At 73.5% G+C, this 13,073-nt stretch carries 14 protein-coding genes; 8 read left to right on the top strand and 6 right to left on the bottom strand.

Annotated features, from left to right (window positions below; genetic code table 11):
* Positions 1-23: 23 nt before the first annotated feature.
* From AB0M43_RS02360 to AB0M43_RS02345, 4 genes are all read right to left on the bottom strand, one after another.
* Positions 24-974, bottom strand: coding sequence for a pirin family protein (locus AB0M43_RS02360; RefSeq protein ID WP_363720379.1), 951 nt, complete (start codon positions 972-974; stop codon positions 24-26).
* A 66-nt stretch (positions 975-1,040) separates the two neighbouring features.
* Positions 1,041-1,946: a pirin family protein gene (locus tag AB0M43_RS02355; protein WP_363720378.1), complete on the bottom strand. Its 906-nt coding sequence runs from the start codon at positions 1,944-1,946 to the stop codon at positions 1,041-1,043.
* A 34-nt stretch (positions 1,947-1,980) separates the two neighbouring features.
* On the bottom strand, positions 1,981-2,658 hold the full coding sequence (locus tag AB0M43_RS02350) for an ABC transporter ATP-binding protein (RefSeq protein WP_363720376.1): 678 nt from the start codon (positions 2,656-2,658) through the stop codon (positions 1,981-1,983).
* Entirely contained in the window at positions 2,655-4,115 is a 1,461-nt protein-coding gene (locus AB0M43_RS02345; RefSeq protein WP_363720374.1) for an ABC transporter permease, read from the bottom strand. Before AB0M43_RS02345 ends, AB0M43_RS02350 begins: the two co-directional genes overlap by 4 nt.
* Before the next feature lie 158 nt (positions 4,116-4,273).
* Between AB0M43_RS02345 and AB0M43_RS02340 the strand changes: the two genes are divergently transcribed.
* Together AB0M43_RS02340 and AB0M43_RS02335 are read left to right on the top strand one after the other, a co-directional pair.
* Positions 4,274-4,984 (top strand): response regulator transcription factor, encoded by a 711-nt coding sequence (locus tag AB0M43_RS02340; RefSeq protein ID WP_363720373.1) that lies wholly within the window; start codon positions 4,274-4,276, stop codon positions 4,982-4,984.
* Positions 4,981-6,156: a HAMP domain-containing sensor histidine kinase gene (locus AB0M43_RS02335; RefSeq protein WP_363720372.1), complete on the top strand. Its 1,176-nt coding sequence runs from the start codon at positions 4,981-4,983 to the stop codon at positions 6,154-6,156. Before AB0M43_RS02340 ends, AB0M43_RS02335 begins: the two co-directional genes overlap by 4 nt.
* An 87-nt stretch (positions 6,157-6,243) precedes the next feature.
* Here the strand turns inward: AB0M43_RS02335 and AB0M43_RS02330 are convergent, their stop codons facing one another.
* Entirely contained in the window at positions 6,244-6,609 is a 366-nt protein-coding gene (locus tag AB0M43_RS02330; RefSeq protein ID WP_363720371.1) for a nuclear transport factor 2 family protein, read from the bottom strand.
* 61 nt (positions 6,610-6,670) lie between these two features.
* Between AB0M43_RS02330 and AB0M43_RS02325 the strand changes: the two genes are divergently transcribed.
* The 6 genes from AB0M43_RS02325 to AB0M43_RS02300 all read left to right on the top strand — a co-directional run bounded on the left by AB0M43_RS02325 (position 6,671) and on the right by AB0M43_RS02300 (position 11,105).
* The gene (locus AB0M43_RS02325) at positions 6,671-7,594 is read left to right on the top strand and encodes an RNA polymerase subunit sigma-70 (protein WP_363720369.1); all 924 of its coding nucleotides are present in this window, start codon (positions 6,671-6,673) and stop codon (positions 7,592-7,594) included.
* A 115-nt stretch (positions 7,595-7,709) separates the two neighbouring features.
* Entirely contained in the window at positions 7,710-7,949 is a 240-nt protein-coding gene (locus AB0M43_RS02320) for a hypothetical protein (protein ID WP_363720367.1), read from the top strand.
* 8 nt (positions 7,950-7,957) lie between these two features.
* Positions 7,958-8,929 carry a proline racemase family protein gene (locus AB0M43_RS02315; protein ID WP_363720365.1) on the top strand — a complete coding sequence of 324 codons (972 nt, stop codon included), beginning with the start codon at positions 7,958-7,960 and terminating at the stop codon, positions 8,927-8,929.
* Positions 8,926-9,810, top strand: coding sequence for an ornithine cyclodeaminase family protein (locus AB0M43_RS02310; RefSeq protein ID WP_363720363.1), 885 nt, complete (start codon positions 8,926-8,928; stop codon positions 9,808-9,810). Before AB0M43_RS02315 ends, AB0M43_RS02310 begins: the two co-directional genes overlap by 4 nt.
* A gap of 75 nt (positions 9,811-9,885) precedes the next feature.
* The gene (locus tag AB0M43_RS02305) at positions 9,886-10,767 is read left to right on the top strand and encodes a DUF72 domain-containing protein (RefSeq protein ID WP_363720361.1); all 882 of its coding nucleotides are present in this window, start codon (positions 9,886-9,888) and stop codon (positions 10,765-10,767) included.
* Between the two features lie 2 nt (positions 10,768-10,769).
* Positions 10,770-11,105, top strand: coding sequence for an STAS domain-containing protein (locus AB0M43_RS02300; RefSeq protein WP_363720359.1), 336 nt, complete (start codon positions 10,770-10,772; stop codon positions 11,103-11,105).
* Here AB0M43_RS02300 and AB0M43_RS02295 read toward each other — a convergent pair.
* Complete coding sequence (locus AB0M43_RS02295) at positions 11,080-12,981, bottom strand: SpoIIE family protein phosphatase (protein ID WP_363720357.1); 1,902 nt, start codon at positions 12,979-12,981, stop codon at positions 11,080-11,082. The genes AB0M43_RS02300 and AB0M43_RS02295 overlap by 26 nt on opposite strands.
* Between the last annotated feature and the right edge of the window lie 92 nt (positions 12,982-13,073).

Below are 13,073 nucleotides of genomic sequence, written 5' to 3'. Positions count from 1 at the left end.
AGGCCCGGCCGTCTCCCGACCACCTACTCCGCGTGCTCCGCCGGGATCGACCCCAGCCGCCCGGCCTTGAAGTCCTCGAAGGCCTGCACCAGCTCGGCGCGGGTGTTCATCACGAACGGCCCGTACGCGGCGACCGGCTCCCGGATCGGCTTGCCGCCCAGGACGAACACGTCCAGCGGGGCGCCGCCCGGGTCGGCGGCGACGGTGAGCGCGCCGCCCGGCCCGTACACCGCGAGCTGGCCCGAGGCGAGGGGGCGCTTCTCCGCGCCGACCGTGCCGGAGCCGCCCAGGGCGTAGGCGAGCGCGTTGAAGTCGGCCCGCCAGGGCAGGGTGACCGAGGCGCCGGGCGCGACCGTGGCGTGCACGAGCGTGATCGGCGTGTACGTCGAGCCCGGCCCGGCGTGCCCGGCCAGTTCCCCGGCGATCACCCGGATCAGCGCCCCGCCGTCGGGCGAGGTGAGCAGGGCGACCTTGTTGCCGGTGATGTCCTGGTACCGGGGCGCGGCGAGCTTGTTGGACTTGGGCAGGTTGACCCACAGCTGCACGCCGTGGAACAGCCCGCCGCTCATCACGAGGTGCTCGGGCGGGGTCTCGATGTGCAGGATCCCGGCCCCGGCGGTCATCCACTGGGTGTCGCCGCCGCCGATCAGGCCGCCGCCGCCGTTGGAGTCGGAGTGCGCCATCTCGCCGTCGATCATGTAGGTCACGGTCTCGAAGCCCCGGTGCGGGTGCCACGGGGTGCCCTTGGGCTCGCCCGGCCCGTAGTCGACCTCGCCCATCTGGTCCATGTGGATGAAAGGGTCGAGGTCGGCGAGGTCCACGCCCGCGAAGGCGCGCCGGACGGGGAAGCCCTCGCCCTCGAAGCCCCGGGGGGCGGTGGTCACGGACAGGACGGGGCGGTCACGGTCGGTGAGGGGGTTGGGCTGCGGAACGCGCGGCAGGGCCAGCAGGTTCTCGACGGTCACAGCGGGCATCGTGCCCCTCCAGATCACTTAGTTGCTCAGTCAACTACTTGCACTGTACTCAAGATATTTGCTCAGTCAACTATTCCCGTGCCGGTCGCGTGCTTTCAGCCGGACTGTCGGCATCGCCGGGGCCGGAATGGGATCCCCGTCATACCCGCGCACGACGCCGAACCGCCGGCCGGCCATCCAGTCCTCGCGGGCCTCGACGATCTCCTCGTGCGAGCGGGCCACGAAGTTCCACCACATCACCAGCGGGTCGTCGAACGGCGCGCCGCCGATCAGGAACAGCCGCGCGTCCCCGTCGGCCTCCAGGGGCAGCTCACGGCGCCCGGTGCCCAGGTAGAGCAGACCTCCCGGGACGAGAGGGGTACCGCCCACCCGGGCGGCCCCGTTCAGCACGATCGCCCCGTACTCGAAGTCCGGCTCCACCGCGACGGTCGTCCGCGCCCCGGCCGCGAGCACGAACTCGGCCCCCACCAGCGGGGTGTGCGCCCGGGCCGGCGAGGTCACCCCGCCGAGGGAACCCATCACCACGGTGGCCGTCACCCCGTCCCCGGAGAGCACGGGCAGGTCGGCGTGGTGGTCGAAGGCGGGCTCCCCGTGCCGGGCGTCCTCCGGCAGCGCCACCCACAACTGGAGCCCCTGCATCACCGGCGGGTGCGCGGCGGGGGACTCCTCGGAGTGCGCGATGCCCCGCCCGGACGTCATCAGGTTCAGCTGGCCCGGCCGGATGCTCACCAGACTGCCCAGGCTGTCGCGGTGCAGCACCTCGCCCTCGACCAGCCAGGTCACGGTCTGCAGGCCGGTGTGCGGGTGCGGCCCGACCTGCATGCCGGGCCGGTCGGCCACGTCGTCCGGGCCGAACGCGTCGGCGAAGCACCACGCGCCGACCATCCGGCGGGGGCGCTGCGGCAGGAGCCGGCGCACCACGGTGTACCGGCCGAGGGCCACGTCGTGCCCGGGGAGCAGAAGGTTGTCCACCCCCTGAGCGTAGTGAGCCCCCGGCCGGGCCGGTTCACTTCCCGCGCCGGGCGATCTTCCCCTTCGTCAGGGTCAGCACCTGGTCGGACTGCCGGGCCACCTCCTGGGAGTGGGTGACCACGATGACGCAGGTGCCCTGCTCGTGCGCCAGCTCCCGGAACACCTCGACCATCTCCTGCGCGGTGTCGCCGTCGAGGTTGCCGGTCGGCTCGTCGGCGAACAGGATGTCCACGTCGCAGGCGAGGGCGCGGGCGATGGCGACCCGCTGCTGCTGGCCGCCGCTGAGTTCGAGGACCGGGGCCTTCGCCTCCTCCTCGTCGAGCCCGAGCCGTTCGAGCAGCTCCATGGCGCGCTTCCGGCCGCCCTTGACCCCGGTGATCTCCATGGCGGTGGTCACGTTGCGCACGGCGCTCATGTACGTCAGCAGGTTGTACGACTGGAAGATCGTCGCCACGTGCCGGTTGCGGTACTTCGCCAGGCCCATGCCGCGCACGTCCTCGCCCCGGTAGAGCACCCGGCCGTCGACGGGGGAGTCCAGCCCGCTGGCCAGGCTGAGCATCGTGGTCTTGCCGCTGCCGGACGGCCCCAGGATCGTGTAGAAGGTGCCCGGCTCGAAGGCGAAGCTCACGTTCTTGAGCACCCAGACCTTCTTCCGGGGTCCCTGGAAGGCGTGGCTGACGCCGTCGAGTTCGAGAATCGGTGCCACGGTCACTCGCCCTTCATCAGGATCGTGCGGGGGTTGAGCTTCAGGATCGCCAGGCCGGGCAGGAGCGTGGCCAGCAGCGCGATGCCGACCCCCACCCCGGCCACCCGGCCCACCTCGGCCGCCTCCAGCGACACCGAGATCTTGTCGATCGGCTTCACCGGCCCGGGGTCGGCCGACCCGATCGAGCGGGCCATCATCACCTTCCCGCCACCGGCCACCGTCCCCTGGTCGGCCTCCTTGTCCTTCGCGGCGGCCACCTCCCGGCCGAGCAGCGCGTCCCCCGCGTACTGGGACAGGGCCGTGCCGACCAGCACCGAGAAGCCCAGCGCCAGGACGGCGACGGCGGTCACCTCCACCAGGTGCTGGCCGACGAGCTTCCACTTGCGTTCGCCGAGGGACAGCAGGATGCCCAGTTCCTGGCGGCGTTCCTTGATGGCCATCGCGACGATCAGCCCGAGGATCGCGGCCCCGGCGATCGAGACCAGCCAGACGGCCACCCCGGCGAAGGAGGCGATGGACTGGATCGGGCCGACCAGGTCGCGGTACAGCCGGTCGTTGTTGTCGAGCTTGAACACCCCCAGGTCCACGCCCGCGGCCCCGGCGGCCTTCTTGAACTGCTCGAACTTCCCCGGATCCTTCAGGGTGTACTTCGCCACCTGCACCTTGGTCCGCCCGCCGACCTGCTCCGATGGGTTGAGCCGCGCGACCGCGCCGACCGGGGCGTAGACCTTGTTGCCGGGGACCATGCCCGGCGGCATCCACATGTCGGCCTGCGGGGCGGTCGGGTCCCGGTACACGCCGACGATCTCGAACTCGATCGGGTTCTTGCCGTCCGGGGACTTCAGGGTGAGCTTGCCGCCCACCGTGAGCTTGTTCTTCGCGGCCAGCCGCTCCTCGACCATCACGACGTTCTTCCCGTCGTCGGCGGGGCCGATCGCCCGGCCGTCGATCACCGCGTGCCGGCCCTTGGCGAACTCGTCGGTGAGCCGGACGTCGCGCTGCCCGCTGACCGACAGGGTGTTCATGTCGGCGGGTCCGGCGGTCGTCGCGGCGCCCCCGACGGTGGTGGCCATCGACAGGCCCTCCGGCGGCTTGGCGGCGCTCTCCAGCAGGGTCACCCCGGCCGGCGGCGGGCTCGCGCTCTCCAGGCTGTAGTTGTAGTCCCGGACCAGGGGCGACCTGCCGAGCGCGTCCGCCCTGTCCGTGGTCAGCGCGTCCGCGTCGGACATCTTCGGGAAGCCGCCGTTGCTCTTGGCCATCGCCTTCTCGACGTCCCAGTCGAGGGTGACGTCCGCGCCGACCCGGGCCTTCGTGTGGGCCGCCGACTGGCCCGTGGCGCTCTGGAGCAGGAACCCGGCCAGCACCAGCGTGAAGATGACCAGGAACAGCCCCAGCATGATCAGGGACTTCACCCTCCTGGCCGCCAGGCTCAGGCCCGCCCGTTTGACAAAGTTCACATTCACCCTCGGTTCGCCTCCGTCGTCAGTCGCGTTCGTTGCCAGGGACCTTCCAGGCGGGGTCATTAGAGTCCGGGCCGCGTCTCGTGGGCGTCTGGCGATCGCCATACGTCCGCGATAGGCGCGGCCTGCTGTGCTGGCGTGCTGACCGAGAGGAGGAGCCGATGCGGGTACTGGTCGTCGAGGACGAACCCTTCCTGGCGGGCGCGCTGCAGTCGGGGTTGCGCCGGGAGGCGATGGCCGCCGACGTGGCGCACGACGGGGACGACGCCCTGGAACGCCTGGCCGTGCACGCCTACGACGTGGTGGTGCTCGACCGGGACGTGCCCGGGGTGCACGGCGACGACGTGTGCCGGTACATCGCGAGCACGTTGCCGGCGTGCCGGATCCTGATGCTCACCGCCGCCGGGGGACTGCGGGACAAGGTCGCCGGCCTGGAACTGGGCGCCGACGACTACCTGGTCAAGCCGTTCGACTTCCCCGAACTCGTCGCCCGGCTGCGCGCCCTGGGCCGGCGGACCGCCCCCGCCCAGCCGCCCGTCCTGCACCGGGCCGGGATCCGGGTCGACCCGCACCGGATGCAGGCGTACCGCGACGACCGGTTCCTGCCGCTGACCCGCAAGGAGTTCGCCGTGCTGACCCTGCTGATGCGCGCCGAGGGCGGGGTGGTCAGCGCCGAGTACCTGCTGGAGAAGGCGTGGGACGAGCACGCCGACCCGTTCACCAACGCCGTGCGGATCACGATCTCCACGCTGCGCCGCAAGCTGGGCGACCCGCCGGTCCTGCACACGGTCACCGGCGCCGGCTACTACCTGGAGGCCGACCGGGCCGCTCCGACCACGCCCGGCACGCACCGGCCCGGGGCGGCCCGGTGACCGCCCGGCTCAGCGTCCGGGCCCAGCTGACCCTCGCCTACGGCGCCCTGATGCTCGTCGTCGAGGCGATCCTGCTCGCCGTCGTCTACATCCTGATGACCTACGTGCCCAGCTACCGGATCACCGCCGTCGACGGCCCGCTGCCCACCTGGGAGCCGGCCCGGACCGTGCCGTTGGACGCCCGACCGGCGGCCGGGATCGTCGTGGAGTCCAAGGCCGACGTGCTCGCCTCGCTGCTCTGGTCGTTCGGCGTCGGGTTGGCGCTGGTCACGGGCCTGGGACTGTTCGTGTGCTGGGTGGTCGCCGGCCGGGTGCTCAGCCCGCTGGCCCGGATCACGGCCGCCGCGCACACCGCCACCACCGGCACCCTGCACGAGCGGATCGCGCTGTCCGGCCGCGACGACGAGCTCAAGCGGCTCGCGGACACGTTCGACGGCATGCTGGCCCGGCTGGAGCGCGAGTTCGGGGCGCACCAGCGGTTCGCGGCCAACGCGGCCCACGAGCTGCGCACCCCGCTCGCGGTGACCCGCACGATGCTCCAGGTGGCGCTGGCCCACCCCGAGGACCACGATTTCCGGGTACTGGGCCCCAAGCTCCTCGCCACCAACGAACGCAGCATCGCCACCACCGAGGCGCTCCTGGTCCTGGCCGGCGCCGAACACGCGCGGGTCCGCACGGAGAGCGTGGACCTCGCCGCGCTCGCCGGGGAGGTGCTCGGCCAGGTCGCCGCCGAGGCCGCCCAACGGGAGGTGGCCGTCCTGCACCGGCTGCCCGCGACCTGGGTGGCGGGGGACCCGGAGCTGCTCCGCCAGCTGCTGGTGAACCTCGTGCACAACGCGGTCCGGCACAACCACGCCGGGGGACAGGTGGCGGTGGGCGTCGTGCCGGGCCATTCCGGCGGGGCGACGCTGACCGTGTCGAACTCGGGCCCGGTGGTGCCCCAGGACGAACTGGCGTACCTGTTCGAGCCGTTCTACCGGCGCCAGGGCCGGTCGGCGGTCGGTCGCGACCAGGGCCGGGCGCCGGGCGGCCGGGGCACCGGCGGCCCGGGGCACGCCGTGGGCCACGGGCTCGGGCTGACGATCGCCCGGGCCATCGCGGAGGCGCACGACGGCCGGATCTCGGTGGTCGCGCACCACGCGGGCGGCCTGTCGGTGACGGTGACGCTGTAGCCACGCCCGGGGCCTATTTCGGTGGCAGGCCCCGGCGTACCGCACCCCCCGGTCCACCCACGCGGTCAGGTCCGCGTCGAACGTTTCTCACTGTCGCCGGCGGGCGGCCGCCTCGAACGGCGCGCGGTCGAACAGGAACCGGTTGTGCACGATCCGGCCGTCGCGGACCGTGACACACTCCGCCGCCGGCGCGCTGGCCACCGGGACGGTCTCCGTGTCGTACATGATCACGGCGGTGGTCTCATCGCCGAACGCGGCGATCATCTCCGCCCTGATCAGCAGCCGTTCGGCGAACGGCGCGAGGAACGCCCGGTAGGCCTCGACGCCCTCGATCCTGCCGGCCGGCGCCTCGCAGACCACGTCGTCGGCGAGGTAGCTCATCGCCAGGTCGAGGTCCTTGTCAATCCAGGCGCGGTGGTGGGCGAGGGCGATCTGCAATGCTGAGCTGATCATCGTCATTCCTTCCGGTGTCGGTACAGGTACGGACACCGGGAGCGCGCGGATCGGAACGGTAGTGGCCGAGATCGTTTTCGAGGACCTCGTCCGGGCCCACCGGCGTGAGCTGCTCGTGCACTGCTATCGGCTGTTGGGTTCGGTCACCGACGCCGAGGACGTCGTCCAGGAGGTCCTGCTGGCCGCCTGGCGTGGCCTGGACGACTTCGGACACCGGGCCTCGGTCCGCACCTGGCTGTACCGGATCGCGACCAACCGCTGCCTCAACGCTCTCCGTGACCGTGCCCGGCGGCCGCCACCGGCACCCGTCCCGCCGTTCACGCCCCCGACGCCGAGCCGGTTCGGCGAGCTGACCTGGCTGCAGCCCTACCCCGACACGCTCCTGGAGGGCATGCCGGCCACCGACCCGGGACCGGAGGCCCGCTACGGCGCCCGCGAGGCCATCGAACTGGTCTTCGTCACCGCCCTGCAACGCGTCCCACCCCGCCAGGCCGCCGCCCTGGTGCTCTGCGACGTGCTCGGGTACCCGGCCGCCGAGACCGCGACCATGCTCGACCTGACCCCCACCGCGGTGAAGGGGCTGCTCCAGCGGGCCCGCGCGTCCGTGGACCGGGACCGCGACGGCGTCTCCCGCCAGCCCGCACCGGGTGACACCGACCTTGTCCGCCGGTTCGCCGACGCCTACAGCGCCGACGACATCGACACCGTCGTCGCGCTGCTCACCGACGACGTCTGGCTGTCCATGCCACCCGCCCCGCACGAGTACCACGGCCTGGCGGCGGTCACCGGTTTCCTCCGGGCGGGCGCCGACTGGCGGGCCGGCCACCGGTTCCGGCTCCACCACGTCGGCGCGAACGGCCAACCGGCCCTCGCCTGCGCCTTCGACGACGGCAGGCCCGCCGGACTGTTCGTCCTCACCCTCGCCGAAGGCCGCATCCGTGGCCTGACCCGTTTCCTCGACGAACGGCTCCTCCGCTACCTGTGACCCACGCCCCGCGTCGGGCCGACCGTGGCGAAGGTTTGATCTGGGGTCTGAGCTGCCCGTTTGGTCGGTCGCCGTCCCGGGTAGGTCCAGGGCGACCCAACAGAGGGGGGCGGCGATGACGGAGACCGAGTACGACGGGCCGCTGCGCGAGTTGATCGGCTTCGAGGTGAGCGGCCGCGACGGCCCTCTCGGGAGCGTGGACGAGGCGACCGGCGACTTCGGGCCGTACCTGCTGGTGGTGCGCGCCGAGGGGCAACAGAGGGTGATCCCCTCGGACGCGATCACCGGGGTCGACCCCGAGAACCGCCAGGTCAGGGTGGATCAGGTGACTCCGGCAGAGAAATATATGACATAGTACTGAGCATGAGCGTGCGTACCGTCGACTACCACACCGCCGGCGAACCCTTCCGGATCGTCACCGGCCAGCGGATCCCGGGCGGCACCGTCCCGGCCCGCCGCGCGGCCCTCCTGCTCGCCCAGGCCGATCCCGGCGCGCCCGGCCGCGACGTCGAGGACCTGCGCCAACTCCTGTGCCGCGAACCGAGGGGCCACGCCGACATGTACGGCGGCTTCGTCGTGCCCGCCGACGACGAGGGCGCGCACTTCGGCGTCCTGTTCTGGCACAACGACGGCTACTCCACCGCCTGCGGGCACGGCACCATCGCCCTCGGCGCGTGGGCCGTGGAGTCCGGGCGGGTCCCCGCGCCCGACACCGGCACCGTGGAGGTCCGGATCGACGTCCCCTCCGGCCGGGTCGCCGCGCTGGTCGACACCGAGGCCGGCCGGGTCACCGCCGTCACCTTCCGCAACGTGCCGTCCCGCCCGGTCGAACTCGGGGTGCCCGCCGGGGGCGCCACCGTGGACCTCGCCTACTCCGGCGCGCTGTACGCCGTCCTCGACGCCGGCGCGCTCGGCCTCGCCGTCGAACCCGCCGCGCTGCCGGAACTGATCCGGGCCGGCCGGCGGATCAAGGCCGACCTGCCGGGCCGCGACCTGTACGGCGTCATCTTCCACGACCGCCGGGCCGCCGACCCCGCGACCGGCGACCTGCGGCAACGCAACGTCACCGTCTTCGCCGACGGCCAGGTGGACCGCTCCCCGTGCGGCTCCGGCACCTCGGCCTGCCTGGCGCTGCTGCACGCCGACGGCACCCTGTCGGCCGGCGCGACCCTGCGGCACGGCTCGATCGTGGGCACCGAGTTCCTCGGCCGGGTCGTCGCCGACGGGCCGGACGGGGCGGTCACGGAGATCACCGGCATGGCGTACCGGACCGGGGAGTCGGTGTTCGACCTCGACCCGGCCGACCCGCTCGGCACCGGGTTCGTCCTCCGGTGAGCGCCCTGGAACACCTCGGCCTGTCCGCCGCGATCGCCGCCGTCGAGGACGCGCTGCGCGCCGGGCTGGACCCCGAGGCCGACCCGCCCCGGAGCATCGTCGACCTGCCGGCCGGCCAGGTGCTCCTGATGCCCGGCGCCCACGACGGGTACGCCGGGGTCAAGGTCGCCACCGTCGCCCCCGGCAACCCGGCCCTCGGCCTGCCCCGGATCCAGGCCCGCTACCTGCTGTTCGACGCGGCCACCCTGAGCCCGCTGGCCACACTCGACGGCACGGAACTCACCAGCCTGCGCACCCCGGCCACCTCCGCCGTCGCCCTCACGCGCCTCGCCGCCCCCGACGCCGCGCACCTGCTCGTCTTCGGCACCGGACCGCAGGCCGCCGGGCACATCGCGGCGGTCCGGGCGGTGCGGCCGATCACCCGGGTCACCGTCGTCGGGCGCGATCCGGGGCGCACGGAACGGTTCGCGGCGGAATGGGGCGCGCGGGTCGGCGTACCCGACGACGTCGCCGACGCCGACGTGATCTGCTGCTGCACGACCGCCGCGACCCCGCTGTTCCCCGGCGCCCTGGTGCGGCCCACGGCGACGGTCGTGGCCGTCGGCTCGCACGAACCGGCCGTCCGGGAGACCGACGACGACCTGGTGCTCCGGTCCGACGTGTGGGTCGAGGCGCGGTCGGCGGCGCTGCGCGAGGCCGGCGACCTGCTCGGGCCGATCGGGCGGGGCGTGATCGGGCCGGAGCACATCCGGGGGAACCTCGCCGACCTGGTCACCGGGCGGGTGGCGCCGCGCACGGACCGGCCCCGGTTCTTCAAGGGGGTCGGGATGGCCTGGCAGGACCTGGTGGTGGCCGCGGCGGCGCACCGGGCGGGGACCTGAGCCCGGCCCCCCGGGATTGAAAACCGTCCCACCGGGTACCAGTCATCGGGGTGCACCGAGGGGCGAGGGGGAACAGTGGGCGAGATCCGGATCGGTACCGCCTCGTGGTCCAACCGGACCCTCCTGGAGTCCGGTTGGTACCCACGGGCCGCCGACACCCCCGCCAAACGCCTCGCGCACTACGCCGACCAGTTCCCGATCGTCGAGGTCGACACCACCTACCACGGGCCGCCGGCCGCCCGGACCGCCGCGCTGTGGGCCGAGCGCACCCCGCCAGGGTTCACGTTCGACGTGAAGGCGTTCAGCCTGCTCACCGGGCACCCGACCCAGCCCGACGCGCTGTCCCCGGACATGCGGCCCACCACCGGCCGGCGGTTCGTCTACCCGAAGGACCTGTCGCCCCGGGACTACCAGGAGGTGTGGGACCGGTTCCTGGAGGGGCTCGACCCGCTGGTCGACGCGGACAAGCTCGGGGTGGTGCTGTTCCAGTACCCGCCGTGGTTCACCTACGGGGACGTCAACGCCTGGCAGCTCCTGGAGGCCGCCGAACGGTGCGCGCCGCGCCGGATCGCCGTGGAGTTCCGGCACGCGTCCTGGTTCGAGGGCGACCGGCGGGCCGAGACGCTCGCGTTCCTGCGCCGGCACGACCTGCCGCTGGTGTGCGTGGACATGCCGCAGGGGCACCGCAACTCGGTGCCGCCGGTCGTCGAGGCCACCGCCGACATCGCCGTGGTGCGCTTCCACGGCCACAGTCGGCAGTGGGCGAACCGCGACGTGGACGAGCGGTACCGCTACCTCTACAACGACCGCCAGCTGTCGCAGTGGGCCCGGCACCTGCGCGCCCTCGCCGAGCGGACCGAGGAGGTACACGTGCTGCTCAACAACTGTTGCGCGGACAACGCCCAACGCAACGCGGCCCGACTGCGCGAACTCCTCGGGGTGGTGACTATCCTGTAGTCATGGCAGTACTGAGGGTGGAACACCCGGGGGCCGCACGGCACGTCCGGCTCGTGGTCGAAGGCGACCTCGACATGACCACCTCACCCGCGTTGTCGACCGCGATCCGCACCGCGCTCGGCGACGGGGCCACGGAGATCACAGTGGACCTGGGCGCCGTCGCGTTCCTCGACTCCACCGGCATCAGAGCCCTCTTCGACGGGTACCTGGACGCGACCCGGCTCGGCGGCTCGCTCGACGTGCGCGGCGCCGGGGACTGGGTCCGCCGGGTGCTGGAGATCAGCGGCGTCGCCGAGGTGCTCCTCGCGCCCGTCACAGCAGGTGCCCGAGCCCGGTGAGTTCGAGCACCTGACGCGCCGGCCCGCCGACCGGGGCCAGCAGCCGCATCCCGTCGGAGTCCGCCGCCAGTCGGTGCAGCAGGAACACCCCCGCGCTGGCCAGCAGGGTCACCCCCGACAGGTCCACCACCACCGGCAGCGCGCCGCCCCGGCTGGCCGCCATCACCGCCTCCCGCAACCGCTCGGCGGTGTCCTGGTCCACCGGCCCGAAGACCCGCAGCACCGGCCGCTCGAAGTCCGTGGTCAGCTCCCCGGTGTCGCGGTCCGGGGTCGGGGCCGAGCCGAGCGGCACCGCCCGGCGCAGCGGCTGGTGGAACGTCACCGCCGTGCCCGACGGGGTCGCCGACACCTCCACCCGGTCCACCAGCGCGCGCATCAGCCGCAGCCCCCAGCCCCGGCCCAGGGGCTCCGGGGTGGGCTGCCGCCACCGGCCGCCGTCGGACAGGGTCAGGTGCGCCACGCCGTCCTCGCCGAGCCGGCACTCCACCCGCATCCGGTGCCGGCCGCCGGCCGGGTACGCGTGCTCGATCGCGTTCGCCGCCGCCTCGCCGACGACCAGTTGCAGCCCGGCGGCGTCCATCCCGGTGATGTCCAGCGCCGCCAGCCAGGTCGCCACCGACGTGCGCAGCCCGCTGAGGGCGCCGCTCCACGCGGGGAAGTCGACACTCAGGTCCGCGCGGCGGGGTACGGGTTCGGCGGCCAGCAGGGTGACGTCGTCGGAGTACCCGGACAGGGCCAGGCGCTCCACGACCAGCGCGCACACCCGGTCCACCATCAGCGCGGGGACGGTCGTGTCCTCGCCCACCGCGTCGCGGACCACGGCGGAGACCACTTTGGACAGCCGGGCCATGCCGTCGGCGAGGGTCCGCCCGGGGCGCTCGACGAGGCCGTCGGAGTAGAGCAGCACCAGCTCGCCGGGGGCCAGCTTCTCCCGGTGCACCTCGGCCTTCCCCTGGCCCGCCCCGAGCGGGCCGCCGGGCGCGCCGGGCAGGAACCGGATCCCGCCGTCCGGGTCGACCACCAGCGGGGCGGGGTGCGCGCGGCTCGTGTAGCGGACCTCCCCTGCGACCGGGTCGAGCACCGCCAGGCACACCGTCGCGCCCCGTGCCGTCGGCACCTGGGCGGCCAGCCCGTCCAGGCGGGCCAGGGTCTCGGCGATGTCCGCGCCGGAGGTCAGGGCCTGCAACGCGACCGCGCGCAGCTGGCCCATCGCCGCCACCGCCGGCGCGCCGTGCCCGACGACGTCCCCGACGAGCAGGGCCGCCCGGCCGTCGCCCAGCGGGACCACGTCGAACCAGTCCCCACCGGCGGCGGTGTCGGCCCCGGCGGCCAGGTACCGCGCGGACGTCCGCACCCTCGGCAGCACCGGCATGCCCTGGGGGAGCAGGTTGCGTTGCAGGCCGAGGACGACGTCGCGCGCCTCCTGGTACCGGTGCTCGGAGACGGCCGCCCGGTCCTCCGCGGCCCTGCGCAGCCGGACGAGTTCCGTGGTCTCCACCGTGTACACCAGCAGGCCCCGGACCGTGCCGTCGGCGTGCAGGGCGGGCTGCGCGGAGTACGTGAAGAAGCCCTCCTCCAGCTCGCCGTCGCCGTCGCGGTCGATCAGCACCCGCAGTTCGGGCTGGGAGCGGCCCTGCCCGGTGGCGTAGATCTCGTCGAACATCGCGAAGATCTGCTGGCCCTCCAGCTCGGGCAGCACCTCGCGGACCGGTCGGCCGATGATGTCCGCGCGGTGGCCGGTGGAGGCGCGGGCCGCGCGGTTGGCGGCGACGACCCGGTGTTCGGGGCCCTCGAAGGCCCACAGGATGGCGGGCACGTCCTCGAAGGCCCGCACCACATCGGCCGGTTCGCCGGGAAAAGCCGCGCTTGGCTCCATAACCGGCATCCTAGCCAGTGCGGCCCGGACCCGCCGGCAGGCGCCGTCCCGTGTCAGGCCGGGCCGGCGCGTCGGGGCTCCCACGCCGGGGT

Source organism: Longispora sp. NPDC051575 (assembly GCF_040681875.1).
Lineage (GTDB): Bacteria > Actinomycetota > Actinomycetes > Mycobacteriales > Micromonosporaceae > Longispora.
This window is presented reverse-complemented; position numbering and strand designations above follow the sequence as displayed.

Coding starts and splice junctions, on each gene's coding strand:
- AB0M43_RS02320 (WP_363720367.1), top strand. CDS start 7,710: ATGACGGAGACCGAGTACGACGGGCCGCTGCGCGAGTTGATCGGCTTC.
- AB0M43_RS02340 (WP_363720373.1), top strand. CDS start 4,274: ATGCGGGTACTGGTCGTCGAGGACGAACCCTTCCTGGCGGGCGCGCTG.
- AB0M43_RS02315 (WP_363720365.1), top strand. CDS start 7,958: ATGAGCGTGCGTACCGTCGACTACCACACCGCCGGCGAACCCTTCCGG.
- AB0M43_RS02330 (WP_363720371.1), bottom strand. CDS start 6,609: ATGATCAGCTCAGCATTGCAGATCGCCCTCGCCCACCACCGCGCCTGG.
- AB0M43_RS02300 (WP_363720359.1), top strand. CDS start 10,770: ATGGCAGTACTGAGGGTGGAACACCCGGGGGCCGCACGGCACGTCCGG.
- AB0M43_RS02360 (WP_363720379.1), bottom strand. CDS start 974: ATGCCCGCTGTGACCGTCGAGAACCTGCTGGCCCTGCCGCGCGTTCCG.
- AB0M43_RS02295 (WP_363720357.1), bottom strand. CDS start 12,981: ATGGAGCCAAGCGCGGCTTTTCCCGGCGAACCGGCCGATGTGGTGCGG.